The 19,673-nt window shown below is 38.9% G+C and carries 19 protein-coding genes and 3 other annotated features; of the genes, 3 read left to right on the top strand and 16 right to left on the bottom strand.

All coding sequences use genetic code 11. From position 1 onward, the window contains the following. Nucleotides 1-587 precede the first annotated feature (587 nt). Together CWS20_RS02220 and zapA are read right to left on the bottom strand one after the other, a co-directional pair. Nucleotides 588-1,130: a CvpA family protein gene (locus CWS20_RS02220; RefSeq protein ID WP_066191517.1), complete on the bottom strand. Its 543-nt coding sequence runs from the start codon at nt 1,128-1,130 to the stop codon at nt 588-590. Between the two features lie 7 nt (nt 1,131-1,137). Then, nucleotides 1,138-1,401, bottom strand: coding sequence for a cell division protein ZapA (gene zapA, locus CWS20_RS02215; protein WP_411814274.1), 264 nt, complete (start codon nt 1,399-1,401; stop codon nt 1,138-1,140). A gap of 124 nt (nt 1,402-1,525) precedes the next feature. On the opposite strand from zapA, the gene rnhC reads away from it, so the two are divergent. Next, a complete protein-coding gene (gene rnhC, locus CWS20_RS02210; RefSeq protein ID WP_066191513.1) occupies nt 1,526-2,467 on the top strand; it encodes a ribonuclease HIII in 942 nt (313 codons plus the stop codon). A 117-nt stretch (nt 2,468-2,584) separates the two neighbouring features. Here rnhC and pheT read toward each other — a convergent pair whose 3' ends face one another. The 3 genes from pheT to CWS20_RS02195 all read right to left on the bottom strand — a co-directional run bounded on the left by pheT (nt 2,585) and on the right by CWS20_RS02195 (nt 7,199). After that, complete coding sequence (gene pheT, locus CWS20_RS02205) at nt 2,585-4,999, bottom strand: phenylalanine--tRNA ligase subunit beta (protein WP_101226228.1); 2,415 nt, start codon at nt 4,997-4,999, stop codon at nt 2,585-2,587. A 24-nt stretch (nt 5,000-5,023) separates the two neighbouring features. Continuing rightward, nucleotides 5,024-6,061 carry a phenylalanine--tRNA ligase subunit alpha gene (gene pheS / locus CWS20_RS02200; protein ID WP_066191507.1) on the bottom strand — a complete coding sequence of 346 codons (1,038 nt, stop codon included), beginning with the start codon at nt 6,059-6,061 and terminating at the stop codon, nt 5,024-5,026. A gap of 53 nt (nt 6,062-6,114) precedes the next feature. Next, nucleotides 6,115-6,370 (bottom strand) — a binding site (T-box leader). A gap of 76 nt (nt 6,371-6,446) precedes the next feature. Further along, nucleotides 6,447-7,199, bottom strand: coding sequence for a TrmH family RNA methyltransferase (locus tag CWS20_RS02195; protein WP_066191504.1), 753 nt, complete (start codon nt 7,197-7,199; stop codon nt 6,447-6,449). 141 nt (nt 7,200-7,340) lie between these two features. Here CWS20_RS02195 and sspI point away from each other — a divergent pair, with 141 nt between their 5' ends. Next, nucleotides 7,341-7,547, top strand: coding sequence for a small acid-soluble spore protein SspI (sspI, locus tag CWS20_RS02190; RefSeq protein WP_066191501.1), 207 nt, complete (start codon nt 7,341-7,343; stop codon nt 7,545-7,547). Between the two features lie 493 nt (nt 7,548-8,040). Here the strand turns inward: sspI and CWS20_RS02185 are convergent, their stop codons facing one another. Both CWS20_RS02185 and CWS20_RS02180 read right to left on the bottom strand, forming a co-directional pair. Beyond that, the gene (locus CWS20_RS02185; protein ID WP_066191496.1) at nt 8,041-9,126 is read right to left on the bottom strand and encodes a M42 family metallopeptidase; all 1,086 of its coding nucleotides are present in this window, start codon (nt 9,124-9,126) and stop codon (nt 8,041-8,043) included. Between the two features lie 169 nt (nt 9,127-9,295). Then, a complete protein-coding gene (locus CWS20_RS02180) occupies nt 9,296-9,787 on the bottom strand; it encodes a dUTP diphosphatase (protein WP_066191492.1) in 492 nt (163 codons plus the stop codon). 124 nt (nt 9,788-9,911) lie between these two features. On the opposite strand from CWS20_RS02180, the gene CWS20_RS02175 reads away from it, so the two are divergent. Then, nucleotides 9,912-10,316, top strand: coding sequence for a sigma-w pathway protein ysdB (locus CWS20_RS02175; RefSeq protein ID WP_066191490.1), 405 nt, complete (start codon nt 9,912-9,914; stop codon nt 10,314-10,316). 730 nt (nt 10,317-11,046) lie between these two features. On the opposite strand, the gene CWS20_RS02170 is transcribed toward CWS20_RS02175, so the two are convergent. The 9 genes from CWS20_RS02170 to CWS20_RS02130 all read right to left on the bottom strand — a co-directional run bounded on the left by CWS20_RS02170 (nt 11,047) and on the right by CWS20_RS02130 (nt 19,532). Then, complete coding sequence (locus CWS20_RS02170) at nt 11,047-11,619, bottom strand: TVP38/TMEM64 family protein (protein WP_066191488.1); 573 nt, start codon at nt 11,617-11,619, stop codon at nt 11,047-11,049. Nucleotides 11,620-11,688: 69 nt separating this feature from the next. Continuing rightward, nucleotides 11,689-11,955, bottom strand: coding sequence for a DUF1294 domain-containing protein (locus CWS20_RS02165; RefSeq protein ID WP_066191485.1), 267 nt, complete (start codon nt 11,953-11,955; stop codon nt 11,689-11,691). A 68-nt stretch (nt 11,956-12,023) separates the two neighbouring features. Then, nucleotides 12,024-12,383: a 50S ribosomal protein L20 gene (rplT, locus tag CWS20_RS02160; protein WP_066191482.1), complete on the bottom strand. Its 360-nt coding sequence runs from the start codon at nt 12,381-12,383 to the stop codon at nt 12,024-12,026. Nucleotides 12,384-12,407: 24 nt separating this feature from the next. After that, nucleotides 12,408-12,608: a 50S ribosomal protein L35 gene (gene rpmI / locus CWS20_RS02155; protein WP_066191479.1), complete on the bottom strand. Its 201-nt coding sequence runs from the start codon at nt 12,606-12,608 to the stop codon at nt 12,408-12,410. 15 nt (nt 12,609-12,623) lie between these two features. Then, nucleotides 12,624-13,127 (bottom strand): translation initiation factor IF-3, encoded by a 504-nt coding sequence (gene infC / locus CWS20_RS02150; RefSeq protein WP_066191477.1) that lies wholly within the window; start codon nt 13,125-13,127, stop codon nt 12,624-12,626. Nucleotides 13,128-13,241: 114 nt separating this feature from the next. Further along, nucleotides 13,242-13,362 (bottom strand) — a sequence feature (ribosomal protein L20 leader region). A 207-nt stretch (nt 13,363-13,569) separates the two neighbouring features. Continuing rightward, nucleotides 13,570-15,504, bottom strand: a complete 1,935-nt coding sequence (gene thrS, locus CWS20_RS02145) for a threonine--tRNA ligase (RefSeq protein ID WP_066191474.1) — start codon at nt 15,502-15,504, stop codon at nt 13,570-13,572. A gap of 194 nt (nt 15,505-15,698) precedes the next feature. Then, nucleotides 15,699-15,937 (bottom strand) — a binding site (T-box leader). 48 nt (nt 15,938-15,985) lie between these two features. Continuing rightward, nucleotides 15,986-16,873 carry a putative sporulation protein YtxC gene (gene ytxC, locus CWS20_RS02140; RefSeq protein WP_066191471.1) on the bottom strand — a complete coding sequence of 296 codons (888 nt, stop codon included), beginning with the start codon at nt 16,871-16,873 and terminating at the stop codon, nt 15,986-15,988. A gap of 317 nt (nt 16,874-17,190) precedes the next feature. Next, complete coding sequence (gene dnaI / locus CWS20_RS02135) at nt 17,191-18,123, bottom strand: primosomal protein DnaI (protein ID WP_066191468.1); 933 nt, start codon at nt 18,121-18,123, stop codon at nt 17,191-17,193. After that, nucleotides 18,120-19,532 (bottom strand): replication initiation and membrane attachment family protein, encoded by a 1,413-nt coding sequence (locus CWS20_RS02130; protein WP_066191465.1) that lies wholly within the window; start codon nt 19,530-19,532, stop codon nt 18,120-18,122. Before CWS20_RS02130 ends, dnaI begins: the two co-directional genes overlap by 4 nt. Between the last annotated feature and the right edge of the window lie 141 nt (nt 19,533-19,673).

Below are 19,673 nucleotides of genomic sequence, written 5' to 3'. Positions count from 1 at the left end.
AGGTTAATTTCGCCACGTCCTATGGCAACACCTGCATGACCCACTTCCTGTGGACTTCAAGCAGGTGTTCTTTACCTTTAATTCTGTTGTGACTTATGACCATGGGACCCTAGGAGCCTCAGCTTGTTAAGGAAAACCAAAGGGAGTCTATGGCGACAAATGGAAGAAGGAATAGTATCATAATACTACGAAATGATACTAAAAAGCGGAGATTTCTTGCCAGAAGCGGTTTCAAACTCCTGATTGATACCAAATCTCATGCTACAAGTGACATCAAAAAATTCTAACTAATCCCCAGTTACACAAACTATGACCACTTTCTGCTTGCCTACACCTAATTTTGGTTCCAGTTACTCAATCTATGACCATTTTCTGTTTGCCTACACCTAATTTTGGTTCCAGTTACTCAATCTATGACCATTTTCTGTTTGCCTACACCCAATTTTGGTTCCAGTTACCGAAACTATGACCACTTTCTGTTTGCCTACACCCAATTTTGGTTCCAGTTACTCAGTCTATGACTACTTTCTGTTTGCCTACACTAACACACACTTATTATAAAAAGAAAACTTCTCTAAATAGAGAAGTTATGATGCCATATAATCAATCCATAAATCCTTTATTTGTTGCGATAGAATTGGTGTATGATCAATAATAAATTCCGCCATAAAGGAGTCGTTTAACATGTTTTGCAATGCTGTAATTGGTAATAATGCAGCTATGTATAATAGGATAAACATGATAAGATAGACTTCTATAAATCCTAGAATACTGCCTGCCCATGTATTCAATTGCTTTAAAATTGGCAAGCTGGCAACAAAGTCAAGCATACTCCCAATAATTTGAAGTAGAATTTTTACAGCGAAAAAGATAATAGCAAAAGCTATTGCACGATAATAAGCATCTTCTAAATCTGTACTGCCTAACAGCATTTGCAAATTGGAGTCACTTCCGAAATTCGGATAGGGAATCCATAGTGTAAGTTTTGGAGCAAGTGTATCATAGTATAGCCTTGCGACTACAAATGCAATGATGAAACCAACTAAATGGATAAGCTGAAGAATAAACCCTCTTCGCAATCCCATGAAAAAACCGAAAAGCAAAATAATAATAATGGCAAGATCCAGCATGGTAATGTCATTCCTTTACTCTATTTAATTCTTCTTCAAGACGCTCAAATTCGTCTTTAAGTTTTATATAATCATTCATAGCGTTAACAGCTGTTAGTACAGCCAATTTATTGATGTCGAGTGAAGGATTCTTAGTACTGATTTGTCTCATTGTTTCATCGACCATCGAAGCGACTAATCGAATATGGCCGGAGCTTTCCGTACCAACAATAGTGTACGGCTGTCCATATATATCAACCTTTGTTCGGTTTTTTTCTGTATTTGACAACATGTAAGCCCCCATTCTGACGAATCCTACACATTATCATAACATGAACATTTTTAAGTGGGAAGTCAAAGCTTGTCAAAAAAGATCTAATGACGGAAAACGCTTAATTTTAGAGGAGGAAATACATATGAGCAATGTTGTGTTAATAAAAACAGCAGCGGAATTAAATGAAATGAAAAAGTATTATCAAGCAAATCTAAGTGAAAAGCAGCCACAAGGGAGTGTTTTTTCTGCTAAAACACCTAGTTGTACAATCACGGCGTATAAGTCTGGCAAGGTTCTTTTTCAAGGAGGTGGAAGTGTTGCTGAAGCAAGTAAATGGGGAGACACACCTCTAGTCGCTCCAAAAAAGGAAAAGAAGGAAATCGGCTCGCACTTGCCTAAAGATTTCGCTTCGCTTTCCGTTGTTGGCTCAGATGAAGTTGGAACAGGAGACTTCTTTGGACCAATGACAGTCGTTGCCACTTATGTAAGCAAGGAAAAAATACCATTACTTAAGGAGCTCGGTGTGCAAGACTCCAAAAATTTAAACGACGAAAAAATTATGAATATAGCTAAGCAAATTAAAGATGTCATCCCATATAGTTTATTAACATTGCATAATGAAAAATACAATCAAATGCAGCAGTCTGGTATGTCTCAAGGAAAGTTGAAAGCTTTATTACATAATCAAGCGATTAATAGCGTATTGCAAAAGATTTCCCCGGAAAAGCCAGATGCCATATTAATTGATCAGTTTGCCCAAGAAGGCATCTATTTCAATTATTTAAAACAGCAGCCGAATATCCAGCGGGAAAATGTTTATTTTAGTACAAAGGCTGAATCTGTTCACCTCGCTGTGGCAGCTGCATCTATTTTAGCCCGTTATGCCTTCATATTGCGCTTTGCTGACTTAAGTAAAAAAGCTGGTTTCCATTTAACAAAAGGAGCAGGACCTAAAGTTGATGAATGCGCTGCCCGGCTCATTCATGAAAAAGGTGCACAAGCACTGTCGCAATTTGTTAAACTCCATTTTGCAAATACTGATAAAGCAAAAAAACTGTATAACAAGAAATACAGTAATAATTAATTTCGAATGCACAAGCCAATTGGTTTGTGCTTTTTTGTGTGCAGGAGGAATCTTGTTTTTTTCACCACTCAAAAAGGACCATCCAAATATTTGGACAGCCCTTCTTGCAGTACTAATTTATCCTCTCAAAACTGCGCCCGCTTGATCTTTAACAGCGGTTAATACTTTATCATGCGCCTTGACGACATCATCATCTGTTAATGTGCGTTCAGGATCAAAGTATCTTAATGAGAAAGCGATGGATTTTTTGCCTTCTTCCATACGGTCACCTTCATATAAATCAAATACATTGACCTCTTTTAAAAGCTTGCCGCCCGCTTGACGAATAATCGTAGCCAATTCGCCGGCCGCAGTTGTTTTATCAACAACAAGGGCGATATCTCTTGTAATGGAAGGATAGCGTGGAATCGCTTCATATTTTAGTGGTTCTACTTCTGCTTCTAGCAGCGCTTCTAATGATAGTTCAAATACATAGGTTTCTTTCAAGTCTAATTCTTTTTCCACCTTTGGATGTACTTGACCAATAACGCCAATCGCTTCACCTGAAAGCAAGATTTCTGCCGTACGTCCTGGATGCAATCCTTCTTTTTCAAGTTTAGCAAATTCTATTTTTTCAAGAAGACCGAGCTTACTGAACAGCCCTTCTAAAATTCCTTTTAACACGAAGAAATCAACCGGTTTTTTCTCGCCTTGCCATGGATGCGACTGCCATAGGCCTGTGATCGCAGCTGCTAAATGCTCCTTCTCTTCAGGCAATTCATTATCAGCTGTAGATAGGAAAACAGAACTAGTCTCATAAACAGATAGGCTGTCATTTTGTCTAGCACCATTATATTTTAACACTTCAAACAAATGAGGAATCAGGCTCAGACGAAGCATGCTGCGCTCTTCACTCATTGGCATTGCCAATTTTATCGGCTTTCTTACATCCAGTGCATATTGCATTACTTTATCTTCACTCGTTAAAGAATAAGTCACCGCTTGATAAAGGCCAGCGCCTTCTAAATATTGGCGGACAACTCTTCGCTTACTTTGATATGCAGAAAGATGACCCGGCGTTGATGAACCTTCTGGAAGTGTAGTTTCTAGATTATCATAACCGTATAATCTGCCAACCTCTTCAACTAAATCCTCTTCAATTGTAATGTCCCCACGGCGAGTTGGGACTGTTACAGTAATTTCTCCGCCATCTGCAGCTGTCTCAAATTGTAAACGCGTCAAAATGTCATCAGCTTCGCTCACTGCTAAGTTTGTGCCTAGTACACGATTAATTTTATCAATATGAATTGAAATGACAGCTGGTTCCACTGTAAGTGAGTCAGCTTCAACAGACCCTGTTAATACTTCGCCACCGGCATATTCTGCAAGTAATTGCGCAGCTCTCTCTGCAGCAGGTCTTACACGGTTAGGGTCTACACCTTTTTCATAACGGGAGCTTGCTTCGCTTCTTAATCCATGGTCTTTAGAAGCTTTGCGGATTGGTCCGCCTGCAAAGTATGCAGACTCTAAAAGAACAGTCGTTGTATCTGAACCTACCTCTGAGTTTGCCCCTCCCATCACGCCTGCAAGAGCGACAGGCTCTTTACCATTTGTGATGACTAAGTGATCTGATGTTAATTCTCTTTTCGCATCATCTAATGTTGTAATGACTTCACCATCTGTCGCTCTGCGAACTAAAATTTCTTTTGAACCTAAGCGATCATAGTCAAACGCATGCAATGGCTGACCATATTCTAATAAAATATAGTTCGTAATATCGACTACATTGTTGTGCGGACGGATGCCTGCTGCCATTAATCTTGCTTGCATCCAGAGCGGTGACGGTTTAATCGAAACATTTTTAATTACTTTCGCTACATATAAAGGATTATCTTCCTTCGCTTCAACCGTTACTTGAATGTAATCCTCTGCTTTTTCAGAAACAGTAGCCACTTCTGGCTGCGGAAGTTTTACTTCTCTTCCTAAAATTGCCGCAACCTCATATGCTACTCCAAGCATGCTTTGGCAATCCGCACGATTAGGTGTTAACCCCAGCTCCAACACATGGTCATCACGGTGAAGCTTCTCTAATGCGTTCGTGCCGATTTCCGTCTTTTCAGGGAAAACATAAATCCCTTCGCTGTACTCTTTCGCAACAAGTTTACTTTCAAAGCCAAGCTCTTGAAGTGAGCAAATCATCCCGTTCGATGCTTCACCGCGAAGCTTTGCTTTTTTAATCTTGAAATTCCCTGGCAACACTGCACCAACTGTTGCTACAGCAACTTTTTGGCCTTTATCTACATTGGGAGCGCCACAAATGATTTGCACCGGCTCACCATCACCTAAATCTACCTGGCATTTGTTTAATTTATCTGCACTAGGGTGCTTCTCTTTCTCAAGCACATAACCAACTACAACACCGCTGATTCCTTCATTCAGTGTTGCTACACCTTCAACTTCAATCCCGCTCTTAGTGATTTTTTCAGCTAGCTCATCAGGTGTGATGCCTGAAAGATCAACATAATCCTGAAGCCACTTATATGAAACATACATTATGAAATCCTCCGTTTCTCTTCATTATTCGTGGATAGAAAATTGTTTTAAAAACCTTACATCATTTGTATAGAAGTGACGTATATCATCGACGCCATATTTTAGCATCGCAATTCTTTCTGCACCCATTCCGAATGCAAAGCCTGTATATTTCTTAGAATCAAAGCCGGCCATTTCAAGCACATTTGGATGAACCATACCTGCTCCAAGAATTTCAATCCAGCCCGTTTTTTTACATACACTGCAGCCTTTGCCAGAACAAATTTTACAAGAAATATCCATCTCAACAGAAGGCTCAGTGAACGGGAAGAAGCTTGGACGGAGGCGAATTTCTCTATCTTCACCAAACATTTTCTTCGCAAATACTTCAAGTGTCCCTTTTAAATCTGTCATGCGGATATTTTCATCCACTACAAGCCCTTCAATTTGCATAAATTGATGTGAATGAGTGGCATCATCATTATCACGGCGGAATACTTTTCCAGGACAGATAATTTTGACAGGGCCTTTCCCTTCATGTTTCTCCATTGTTCTTGCCTGAACAGGAGAAGTATGTGTACGAAGAAGAATATCCTCAGTAATATAAAATGAATCCTGCATATCACGAGCTGGATGGCCTTTAGGTAAATTGAGCGCCTCAAAGTTATAATAATCCTTTTCCACCTCAGGACCTTCGGCTACGGTATAGCCCATTCCGATAAATAAATCTTCAATTTCTTCAATTACCTTTGTAAGAGAATGATGATGCCCTGTAGTGACCGGACGGCCAGGCAGCGTCACATCAATTGTTTCAGCAGCAAGCTTTGCTTCTACTGCAGCTTCCTCTAATTTTGAATGCTTCTCTTCAATCCCTTTAGAAATGGCGTCTCTCACTTCATTTGCCAGCGCACCCATTTTTGGACGATCTTCAGCAGATAACTTCCCCATTCCTTTCAACACTTCCGTAATGGGACCTTTTTTGCCAAGATAAGATACTCGAATATCATTCAATTCTTTTAAATCAACTGCACTGCTAATTTTTTCAAGCGCTTCAGTTTGCAATTCCTTTAATCGTTCCTGCATTGTTATTTCCTCCTTCAAACCTTTTTTTTGCAAAATAAAAAACCTCTCCCTGAGAAAGGGACGAGGTTTTGGATTCGCGGTACCACCCTTTTTAATACAAAAGCACATCAATGTGCCGTTCGCATTCGCTTCATTCGGATAACGGCGATAAGCCGGTACATCTTTACATCGATAAAAGATTCGATGGTCCCGATGTCAACTCAGGAGGTGAAATATTCAAGTATCGTCACCTTAAAAGTGCTTTCAGTCTCAGGCACTTTCTCCCTAAAAGGCTTCCTATACCCTACTTGTCTCCGTCATTGCTTTAAAATTATAATTTGCTGTTTATTATATTACATTCTTGCCTTCGTTTCAAACGCTTCCTCGCATGATTTTGCCTATTTTTTTATTTTCGCAAATAATAGAGCAAAATACCAGTGGCAATTCCAACATTTAATGATTCACTTTTTCCGTAGAGAGGGATAAATAAATTAGCTGTAGTCGTTGATAACAGCGTTTTACTTACACCGCTGCCCTCATTTCCCATGATTAATGCAAAGGTGTCTGAAGGTTCATATGATGTATATGCTTTGCCTCCTTCAAGGGAAGTCCCATAAACCGGAATCTGCGCTTCTTTTAATTTTTCAACCCATTTTTCAAGGTCTCCGCGAACGATTGGCAGATGAAAATGACTACCTTGTGCAGATCGCAGAACTTTAGAGTTATACACATCCACACTGCCTTTGCCAACGATTACAGCATCCATTCCAGCTGCATCTGCTGTGCGAATCATTGTACCTAAATTTCCAGGGTCCTGTACAGCATCGATGAGCAAATATTTTTTGAAAGCTGCTGTTTTGGTTAACTCTTCTATTTGACTGCAAATGGCAAAAATCCCTTGTGGCGCTTCCGTTTCTGCTAATTGCAAAATGATATCGTCTGTAACGACTGTAACTGGAATATCACCATAATTCCATGCAGGAGGGATATCTTTGTTTTCACTAATAATTAATTCTTCAATTCTATTCTCCATAAGTGCCTCTTCAACGAGATGAAAGCCCTCTACTAAAAAGGTGCCAGTATTGTCTCTTTCCTTTTTAGTCAATAGTTTCTTCCATTGCTTCACTTGAGGATTTTTTGCAGAGTGAATATGTTTCAACACTTTCGCCCCTTAAGTTTTAGAAATAATAGCGGAATATGCCCGCATCAGATTTTAATTATAGCGCAAAACAAATACATAATAAATCCAAAAATAGAAATCATAAAGTTGATAGGATATTTACGAAAGGTGTGTAATAACATGAATCTTAATTTGCGCAACGCGATTTTGCACAATGTAACAGGGAATTCTCAGGACGAACTAAAAGATACAATCGTTGATGCCATTCAAAATGGGGAAGAAAAAATGCTGCCAGGCCTCGGGGTTCTATTCGAAGTGATTTGGAAACACTCCTCTGAGGAAGATAAGCAGGAGATGCTGCAAACATTGGAAAGCGGATTGCAATAACGTTGAGCGGCGCATATGCTTATGCAGGCTATCGAGCTTTACTCGATAGCCTTTTAATCCTTCTTCGGAAAAAAAGTATATGACCACGAATAGATTGTATCAATGACAAAGGCAATTCCCCACATCATCGAAATTTTATAAATTGCTTCCTTATGATACGGACTCTTTACGAAAGAGTCTTTTTCAAGCATTTAATGGATTTTTTTCAAGCGAGATTAAGGCTGATTTTCACAAACAAAGGTAAAGAATAAGATTGCATTAAATTATAAAATCAGAAAACAAATAAACTAATATCGAGAAATAAAAACCACTTCATTTGATCTTTTGGATATATTCGGAACATAAGGACAAATCCTTTTTATTCCATTTCTGTTATATCCTTAATTTTAAGCGTGTGAAAAATCCTATTCACGGCTGTTATTATTTTCAAATGACAACTGTCATAAAAGCTCGGAACGTAAAAAAACCTCGGCATTCCGAGGTTTTTTTACAATTATTCGAATGTAAGCTTTTCTACTGTTTCTGCATCCAGACGTTTAATGACTTCAGCAATTAGCTTCACGGTATTTTCAAAATCATCACGGTGCAGAATGCCTGCATGCGAGTGGATATATCTAGTCGCAATTGTAATTGACAGCGCAGGCACACCTTTATGTGTTAAATGAATCGCACCTGAGTCTGTACCGCCGCCAGGCACGGAATCAAATTGATAAGGGATATTCAATTCATCCGCTGTATCAGTTACAAGGTCGCGCAAGCCTTTATGAGAGACCATTGAAGCATCATATAAAATAATCTGCGGACCATTGCCTAATTTGCTTAACGCTTCTTTTTCCGTTACGCCAGGTGTATCTCCTGGTATCCCAACATCCACACCAAAGCCGATGTCAGGTTCAATCATTTGGGCAGATGTTTTCGCACCGCGAAGACCTACTTCTTCCTGCACTGTACCTACGCCATAAACAACGTTTGGATGATCTTCATTTTTAAGAGCTTCCAGAACCTTAATCGCAATAGCAAGTCCTATCCGGTTATCCCACGCTTTTGCAAGGAGCATCTTCTCATTGTTCATTACGGTAAACTCGAAATATGGAACAACCATATCTCCGGGCTTCACGCCCCATTCTAGCGCTTCCTCACGGCTGGAAGCACCAATATCGATAAACATATCTTTAATCTCTACCGGCTTTTTGCGCGCCTCAGCAGGGAGAATATGCGGCGGCTTTGATCCAATAACACCTGTCACATCTCCCTTCATAGTTACAATTGTTACACGCTGGGCAAGCATGACTTGCGACCACCAGCCGCCAACCGTTTGAAAACGGAGAAAGCCTTTATCATCGATGCTTGTCACCATAAAGCCAACTTCATCAAGATGGCCGGCAACCATTATTTTTGGTCCGCCTACTTTTCCTGTTTTCTTAGCAATTAAGCTGCCTAATTTATCTGTTGTCACTTCATCTGCAAAATCAGTTATGTATTTTTTCATTACTTCTCTTGGTTCTCGCTCGTTGCCTGGTATACCTTTAGCATCCGTTAACTCTTTTAACATCGTTAATGTTTCATCTAATTTTGGCATATTTCGACTCCTTCTTTGAAATGTGGAGACAGCTCGCTTTCATTGGACAAAAACAGAGACACTGCCTGTTTTTGTCTATGTAGCCGAGTGCCGTGCCACCGATACTGAATTCTAAAAATATTAATTCAATTATACTAGAGGTGCTTAAGTTTGTACAAACTCCAGTTAATTAATATCCTTCTTGCTGCCTTTTATAATTTACTTCATTTTTCTTAATATATGCTTCTTCTGTTTCGCTCGCTTGTAAACCAAGTGCCTCTCCTAATTGAAGATAGGCCTGAAAGACGATTTTATAATTTTCTAATGAACGCTGCTGTTTAAATTGGCCAATAACATCAAACATATAAATAAACTGCTCTGTTATTGATTCTTTCTTTGCTATTTCCACTGAATAGCTTTGCTCTGTTGTAAATCCGCATTCAATGCCTAGTGATAAGATAAAATGCACGCCGTCCACATATTCTTCCAGTACTGTTTCCCGCGGCGCAGACGGTTTAAGACTCCAAAACTTAAAACATCTTGTTTCATTGGCGAGTTCGCCCAGCTCTACAAGCAATGCAAGCACTTTTCTATCAAATAAATCTTCATTTCCTAAATGATGATTAGACTCTATATGATCATCCAATCCTTTTTGCATTGCGAATAATTTTTCAAAGTTCATAGGTCACCTTCCTGTTCTTCTATTAGTAGTGAACAAAAAAATTATAACAAAATCCATAAAAGTTGAAACCTTTTTGCATCTTATTCGTATACAGTTCAAAATAACAAAGAAGGAGCTTGGTTTCATGTGGCTAATTCGATTGCTGCTGTTTGCTTTGATTATTTTTCTTATCTACAGCACGATTAAATATGTAATAAATCCAAAAAGAAAGCTTGAACTTGCTCATGATCAAAAGAAATATTTCTTTTTTGATGACCAAAATAATGTGCGAAGAAACTTTCTAATCACATATAAAGGTGTCTTATTTGAAGGTGAAAAATATCTAGGCACTACTGAAAATTCTTTTGATGTTGTCTCTATTTTTATTTGGCCTCATTCTGTTTCAGCATTAAAGGGATTAGTAAGCGAGGATTTTCTCTTTATTGAACAAAAGGTTTTAGCAAACTATCCAAATGCAAAAATCGATTGGAAAAGTCCAGTTAAGGAATTTATGCAAAAAAGCAAGGGGAAAAATTCTTCATTTGAATAATGAAAGACCATTAAGGCTGTCCAGTTGGATGGTCTTTTTTTTGAAAGCGGTTGCTGAATGATATAGAAAGGGGCATGGCACAAAACATAGTCTTAAATCGTTCAGCACATACCATACCGGTTTGATGTAAATTTAGCTTTCTCTGGAAGCCTTTTTATTTCTTGGTCTCAGTCCTGTAACCCTGGAATCTACGTCCCATTTTGGTTCCAGTTTCATAAACTATGACCATTTTCTGCTTGTCTACGTCCCATTTTGGTTCCAGTTTCACAAACTTTGACCATTATTCGCTGACTATACCTAATTTTGGGGTCAGTTCCACAATCTATGACCATTTTTTGCTTTACTACACCCTATTTTGGGTACCGAGCTCAGTCCACGGTTGCAAAAGAAAACGTGTCTAACTTTATGAGATCACTTCAGCTTCGAAGCACCTCGATGCTCGAACCGCTCTGGAAGCGAGTGGTGAGCATCGGGAAATCCGAAAAGTCATCATTTTCCCTTTGAAAAAGTGAAAATAAGAAAATTTAGTTGGATTTGGAGAGGTGTCCGCTCGACTCGTGCTGGAGAGTAGCGAGAAAGTCGAAACACTAAAGGCGTATAGCGCAGAAGCGGCTTGACGCTCGCCCCCGCTAAAAAGCGAGCGGTAAGCCTCGGAGAATCCCAAACCCTTCATGTTTATTTTTGAGATGTGTTCTACAGCATGACACTGTGCAAATGAACAGTGTTTTCTTCATGCTGCAGACTTAAAAAATTCACGCCATTTAATAACTGTTACTTTTTCACGCAAAACGAAGAGAAGGACAGTGATAGAGAAGAGGATGATAAGCATCATCGTGGGTGTGAAGCGGCTGATGAATTCACCAAAGACTGTATAAAACAAAGCTAATGGAATATTAGTAATCCAAGCACCTTTGACGAAATCGGAAAAACCTTTAGTGCGCTCTAACAAACAAAAGTTGAGCAAGTGAAAGTGAATGAAAGGAACGAGTCTTAAAATCGCAATTTGACCTATCGTCAAGTTCCGATACTCGCCAAACCATTTCTTTTTTAGGGCTGAAAGCTTGCTGTGGAATTTCGGAAGCTGGTGGATCAGTGCATAAAATAATAAACAGGAAAACATTAACCCGATTAGTGAAAATAACGAACCAAAGACACTGCCAAATAAAACGCCTCCGGCAATGCAGACAAGTGGTACGGGAATAAATAAAAACTGCCTTAAAACATGAAAAAGTATAAAGGCAATCGGCGCTAATATACCGGCAGTTTCCACAATCCCAAGTGCAACTGCTAAATGCTCATTCACCTTTGATTGCCACCTCCTGCTTAGCTAGACATGATGTTAGTACATCATATGGGCGAATGAGCAATAATATTACAACTCAGTCAACAGATAAACAACTACAAGAATGTTTACAAGTGATAAAACCGGAAGACCGATTTTAAATTGAGCGTGCTTTGTTTTATGCCTAAATTGTCTCATGCCGGCAGTCATCCCGATTGCACCAAATAATATCGCAATCGTCCACAAAGTTTTTTCACTAATGCGGTATTCCTTTCTCTTTGCCCGCTGTTTATCAATATTCATTATGATGTAGCCAATGAGGTTCATAATAATTACAAATACAAGCAGCACTGTCATTGAAAATCCCCCTCTAATGTATAAAAAGCCACTCTCAATACGAGAATGGCTTATCATTATAAACTTGATTATTTAGATAGGTTTTGCTTTGCAACTTCTGCTAATTCAGTGAAAGCTTTTGCGTCAGCAATTGCAAGTTCAGCAAGCATTTTGCGGTTTACTTCGATACCTGCAAGCTTTAACCCATGCATTAAACGGCTGTAAGAAAGACCATTCAAGCGTGCAGCTGCATTGATACGAGTAACCCATAGCTTACGGAAGTCGCGTTTTTTCTGACGACGATCACGGTAAGCATAGTTGTAAGATTTCATGACTTGTTGGTTAGCAACTTTATATAATGTATGTTTTGAACCGAAATAACCTTTAGCTAATTTTATTACTTTTTTACGACGTTTGCGAGTAACTGTACCGCCTTTTACACGTGGCATAATATTTCCCTCCTAATTTCGAGTTTACTTAAGACCTACTAACATGTTACGGATACGCTTGTAATCACCAGAAGAAACAAGAGTTCCTTTGCGAAGCTTACGTTTTTGTTTTTGAGATTTATTAGCGAACATATGGCTTCTGTAAGCGTGAGAACGTTTTAATTTCCCAGATCCTGTTCTTTTAAAACGCTTTGCAGAACCACGGTGAGTTTTCATTTTTGGCATGTGGAATTCCTCCTCTTACTTGTCGTTTTTAGGTGCTAATACCATAAACATGCTTCGTCCGTCCATTTTTGGATGAGACTCAACTGTCCCTACTTCTGCACATGCTTGTGCAAAACGGACTAAAACACGCTGGCCAATTTCCTTATGTGTAATCGCACGTCCTTTGAAACGGATAGATGCTTTTACCTTGTCGCCTTTTTCAAGGAATTTGATAGCATTTCTTAATTTTGTATTAAAATCATGCTCTTCAATCGTAGGACTGAGACGAACTTCTTTAATACTAATAATCTTTTGATTTTTACGTGCTTCTTTCTCTTTCTTTTGCTGCTCGAATTTGAACTTTCCATAGTCCATAATACGGCCTACAGGAGGCTTTGCATTCGGTGCAACAAGAACAAGATCAAGATTTACACGAGCAGCTATTTCTAGTGCTTCGTTTTTTGATTTAATTCCTAATTGCTCGCCGTTCTGGTCAATGAGACGAACTTCGCGGGCGCGAATACCCTCGTTTAACAACATATCTTTGCTAATAGTTAGACACCTCCATGGTTTTTTGCGAACACAACGTTTGGGTCACTATTTAAAAGAAGCTGCCAGCTGCACCGAACCAAAGCTGAAATCGCAAGTTATTAGGCAAATAAAAAAGTGCGGATGAAAACACCCACACATTACGTTTAATCATAAAAGTTCACGTAAAACCTGCTAACTGCCTAAGCGTCAATCAGGTGAGAAGCGGGTGCTTCTTCTTTTCCTCAAACTGTATTCAAACTACCTAAGATACTATATCACAAAGTATAAATACTTGTCAAACGTATTCTTTTTTTCAACAACAAAGAAAATAATATCAAAACTTTATTCTTTTGGCAACAACTTTTTTAATAGCATTGATTTCCATTAAAAAAACAATAATAAAAAGATGCAAAAAAAGAGCTCCAGTCATTGTACTGGAACCCTTCACTTATTAATAGCGCTCTACTTCTTTGAACAGATTTTCTTTAAAATCTTCAAATGAAACAGTTTCTGAATTTTGTTCACCATATTTGCGGACATTGACTGCTTTCTCTGCTACTTCATTATCGCCAACCACTAGCATATAAGGTGTTTTTTGCATTTGTGCTTCACGGATTTTATAGCCGATTTTTTCATTGCGGTCATCAAGCTCTACTCGGAACCCTTCAAGCTGAAGCTGTTCCTGTACTTGCTTCGCATAATCAAAATGCACATCAGGTGATACAGGGATTATCTGCACTTGAACTGGTGCAAGCCATGTTGGGAATGCGCCTTTATACTCTTCAATTAAGAAGGCAACAAAGCGTTCCATTGTTGAAACAACACCGCGGTGGATAACGACCGGACGATGCGGTTTTCCGTCTTCGCCTACATAAGATAGATCAAAGCGCTCCGGCAATAAGAAATCAAGTTGAACTGTTGACAATGTTTCATCTTTACCAAGCGCTGTTTTTACTTGAACATCGAGCTTCGGGCCATAGAAAGCAGCTTCGCCTTCTGCCTCAAAATATGGAAGTCCGATTTCATCCATTGCTTCTTTCAGCATAGATTGGGCTCTTTCCCACATTGCGTCATCATCGAAATACTTTTCAGTATCCTTAGGGTCGCGATAAGAAAGACGGAAGGAATAATCTGTAATATCAAAGTCTTTGTACACTTCAAGAATCAAGTGAACGACACGCTTAAATTCGTCTTTAATTTGATCAGGACGAACAAAAAGATGAGCATCGTTCAATGTCATACCGCGCACACGCTGCAAGCCGGATAGCGCACCTGACATTTCATAGCGATGCATTGTGCCAAGCTCTGCAATTCTAATTGGCAGCTCACGATAGCTATGAATGCCATTTTTATAGATCATCATATGGTGCGGGCAGTTCATCGGTCGCAGAACAAGCTCCTCATTGTCCATATCCATTACAGGGAACATATCTTCTTGGTAATGATCCCAGTGGCCTGAAGTTTTATACAGTTCTACATTCGCCATAATTGGAGTGTACACATGGTCGTAGCCTAAGCGCACTTCTTTATCAACAATATAGCGTTCAATATTGCGGCGAATCGTTGCACCTTTCGGCAGCCAGATAGGTAAGCCTTGTCCGACTTTTTGCGAGTTCATAAATAGGTTTAGCTCTTTGCCGATTTTGCGATGGTCGCGTTCTTTTGCTTCTTCTAATAAACGAAGATGCTCTTTCAAATCCTCTTTATTGAAGAAAGCTGTACCGTAAATACGCTGAAGCATTTTATTATTGCTATCTCCACGCCAATAAGCCCCGGCAATGCTCAATAATTTAAATTCTTTAATTTTCCCTGTTGATGGGACATGAACTCCGCGGCAAAGATCGAAAAAGTCACCTTGCTCATAAAGTGTCACTGTTTCATTTCCAGGAATCGCCTCAATCAATTCAAGCTTGTATTCATCGCCGATTTCTTTATAAAGGGCAATCGCCTCTTCACGGCTGACTTCCTTGCGGACAACATCTATGTTTTCATTAATAATTTTCTTCATTTCTTTTTCAATGACTGGTAAATCTTCTGGTGATAATGACTCTTCAAGATCAATATCATAGTAGAACCCGCCTTCAATAACTGGTCCTACACCTAATTTCACATTTTTGTATAGGCGTTTTATTGCCTGTGCCATTAAATGGGCTGTGCTGTGACGCAGTACTTCAAGCGCTTCATTACTGCCTTGTGTAACAATTTCAACAGCTGAATCTGCTTCAATCGGGCGGCGGAGATCAAACATTTCTCCATTTACCTTACCGGCAATCGCCTTTTTCTTTAAGCCAGGACTGATTGATGATGCAATCGACTCGGTTGTCGTTCCCTTAGGAAACTCCTTTACCGCACCATCTGGAAACGAAACTTTAATCATCTCTGACATGTTGACTTCCTCCTTATTTAATAAAAATTAGCTCGGTTAAACTTATCCATTGATTTCCGCTCTAGGCACTCTTCCTCGCGGGCTGCTAGGGTGACTCGGCGCCCCTGAACCGCTTTTCCCGCTGGGGTCTCGCGCTTTTCACCAATCAACAATTAGCTTTAACCTAGCTGAAAATAAAAAAACCCGTCCCTGTAAAAAGGGACGAGTTATTATTCACACGTGGTTCCACCCTACTTCTCACCTTAAATAAAAGATGACTTGTAGCAAGATAACGGTCTTGGTTCCGCCATTGCTTACTTTCCAGTGCGTCACTGGAGTTCAGTAATGGAGTTCAAAGGTGGTAAGCATTCCAGTCGTGTTAGGAAGATTTCAGCCTAGCCTTCCCTCTCTATAAACCGTAAAAGAACACCCATATCCTTATCATAACTGTTTCATGATTTTATTAATATGTACGTTATTATAGATTTTAATTTACGGAAAATCAAGGGGTATCTGCTATATTTTTAATTCTTTGTTTTTCAAAACTTGCTTTATGAGCTTCAAAGGCGTCTATCGGCAATAGCGTTAGTCTTTCCTCAAATATATTTCTTATCGTCCTTACAAGCGGCTGATCTTCGTCGTTTGTATAAAGATAAATGCTTGTTGGAGCGATGGATAAAAGCGGTGCAATTGTTACTGAATCGATATAAACAGGATGGTTAAACAAAAGCCGTCTGTCTATCATCATTGTAAGCTCCGAGCGCGTAATTTTTGAAAATTGACTATTATAAAAAGATGTTCCCTCTTCTATTAATAAATGAATGATGTCCATTTTCTTAGTACGCGCGGTTAAAAAATCTCTTAATGTTTGAATGAACATTTGATATTCCTGCTCCATTTTATATTCATCAATCGAGATCTCTACAAATTTAGTTAATTGTTCCATCAATGGCCGGATTCGAAATTTCACAAATGAATCATATGAAAAAGATAAATCGTTTTCTATCATTCGGTCAATCGTTCCACGAAGTTCACCTTGTACATCAAATCCCTTTACAAAAGTCGCTAAATCTTCACGCTCCCCTTCAAGAATGGAATGAATGATTTCAAGTATTTGCTGCTGCTCATCTTCGTCTTCATAAAAAAAGTTTTCCGCCATAATTCTTCTAAACCAAGCATCTCTTTTACTATTTATTAGAAACGTATAAAATATCTCTTTTAAATGCTCAATTGAAACTTTTTCATCGTCTTTTCCTATTAAAATTCTTACTATATGTTGATCTTCGTTTTGAAGAATGTTTATTTCGCATTCCGGTAATGATAAAGCCTTAGTGGAATGATGGAACAGCTCTTCCGCATCATTTCTATTTTGGAAAATGATTTCGATCAACCAAATCCCCCCTTTAAACAATATCTGTTTTATGTATATGGGGGACTTGGACAAAATAGAAGTAAGCTCTAAAAAGTCCTTCAGTTTTAATTTAACATTGAAACCTTAAGGCAGCGATACAATAAAAAAAACTAGACATTCTAAATGTCTAGCCACAGTGCCTTCGAAAGTGAAAATAAGAAAATTTAGCTGGATTTGGAAAGTTGTCCGCTCGAACCGCTAAAAATCACCTCGAAGAATCCAAACCTTTCATTTCTATTTTTGAAATGAGTTTTCTCTACGGACAGACTAGACATTCTAAAAGTCTAGCCATTTCATTATCCTCTCCGGTTTGGACCGTCCACCAAGACCGGCTCTGTTAAGTATTTTATTCTTTCCATGATCCGTCTTGCTTTCATTTTCTCTTCCTCGCCTCTTTGACTATAAGATAAATGATGCTCTAATCCTGTAAAATCAAAATTGGAGGTAAAGAAGGTTGGTAATTTTTCAAGCATTCTATATTGCAATATCGGTCCTAAAATTTCGTCTCTTGTCCAGCTGGACATCGTTTCAGCGCCTATATCGTCGAACATTAAAACTGGGGCTGATCTGATTGCATCTAACTTTTCATTCAAAGTGGAGTCCGCTATCGAGCTTTTTAATTCTCTAAATAGTTCTGGAACATAGACGATCATCGAAGAAACCTTTTTTGCGGCTAATTCATTTGCAATGGCACCTAATAAATAGGACTTGCCCACACCGAATTTCCCATACAAATAAAAGCCTTTTTGATTGCTGCCTTCCTTGTAATTCATGCAGTAATAAAGCGCCTTATTCACCGCATCAATCCGTTTATCATCATCATTGTAAACAGAATCAAATGTTGCATGAAGTATATCTTTCGGCACATACAGACTTTGGATGAGCTTTTCATTTTTACGTTTTTCATCATATATCTCTTTACGCGGACATTTATCATATTTTATATCAATCATGCCCCGTTCAATGACCAATTCAGGGTGATAGCCTTGCATAAAATTAATGCAGCCTTCAAGGCTTGGACATTTGTTGCATTCTTTACTTAGCTTTGAATACTCATATAACTTAATTAGGCTACGTTCAATGATTTCTGGAGATAATTGATCTTTATTTTCTTCCAGGAAAGCTTTAATATCCGGATGCTGTAAAGTTTCTGCACGCTGCATTTCATATCTTTTTTTAAAGTCCTGGTTTCCGGCAAGGCGTTTTAACGTATCATTTATTTTTTTCATTCGCTACTTCCACCTCCGTTTCTCTTTTTCATCATTTCTTGAAATTCTTGCATCTTCAAAGATAATTCTTGCTCATTTCCTTTGCTTTTATCTACTGTTTCAGTGGTTTCACTCTTGCTTTCATCGAACCAGTCAGGGAGAAGCTCTGTTCTGACCGTTTTCTTTTTGGCTGCGGGCTTCTTATTTGCTTTCTTGCCTTCCGCCCATTCTAAATATTGCTTATGTTCTTTTTTAGCTAGTGTCATGGCAGCTACGGAAGTTTGGATTTTTTTTCGCGCCCAATGACTGGATATTTTCTCTACATAGCTTTTCGTCAGCTTCATATCTGTCCTTAAAAGAACATATTGAATAAGCACATTCACAACCCCTGGCAGCAGCCTTTGTTGAAACATGACATCCTCGATAATTTTCAAATCACCGCTAGAGGGCTCTGCACCGCCTGAAATGTCTTTTAGTAACTGACGGGGTGAAGTAGTATCTAAATAATATAACAGCTGTTCTTCCTGTGTCTGCGGTTTTGATTTAGCTGATAGATGCTGCAGCGGCTGCTTTCTGTCTAGGAGTGATGGAAGCTGATCTTGATGCTGAAATTGATACCAGTCTCTGGCCGATTTTCTCAGTTCGTCAATGGCAATTTCATCGTCTTCATTTACTGCGCTAATGACAATATTTTTCATCTGGATCGCATCAATGTCATATAAGAAAGCAAGATTACTGATAGCTTCTTTTACTTTTTTTGTCAACGCTTTCTTTGGCACTAAGGATTCGCTCAAGCCAGCTTCCAATAATTCAAAATTAAAGGCAGCCGGGTTGATTTGTATAGCTTGTGGTTCTCCTCTGCCGATGAATTGCTCGTTTTCATCCGTTTGCAGATCTTCTATATAATCATTAGGACTATTGTGCCCGGATGAATACACATCCTGGAATGAGCTTGTAATTTCTTCATATCCAGTTTGAGCAGACTGAGATTGATCGCTGAAAAAGCGCTTCAATCTTGAATATTGGTTTTTACCTACTTTTTTATATAAATAAATGTTTAACATTCCATCAAGGAAGAATTGTTCAGGCGTTAACGGCGGATGCAGTTGATAAATAAATGCGCGGCCTTCTTCCGTATTTTTCACAAATGCTTTAAGAAGGCCGATTCCTTCAAGCTTTTGCCTTGCTTCATAAATATCTTTTAGCCTGATTCCCATAAAATTCATTAAACTATGATGGGAACTAGATGTAGACCATAGCCGATTATCTTCTACCTCCGCCCAGAGTGTCATATACAAGCTCAAGCATGTCGGTCCTATTAATGGCTGATATAATAGCGTTAATATTTTTCGATCATAATCATGCAACATTCCGTTCATAGCCACTGCATAGCGATCGCCTGGTACTATTTCTGTCCAATGCTGGGCCATCACACACTACCTCTTTCATACACTTTTTTCTTAGAAAAACTTGGGCGTAGCCAAGTTCTACTGGCGAATGCTTAGTTTTACTTATGCGATATTTTCACTAGAAGCCAAATTTCATAAAAAATATGCCATTTTATCCTTTTA

This window comes from Cytobacillus horneckiae (assembly GCF_002835735.1).
In the GTDB taxonomy this organism is placed as follows: Bacteria; Bacillota; Bacilli; order Bacillales; family Cytobacillaceae; genus Cytobacillus; species Cytobacillus horneckiae.
The sequence above is the reverse complement of the archived record's forward strand: the minus strand, read 5'-3'. Positions and strand labels throughout refer to the sequence as shown.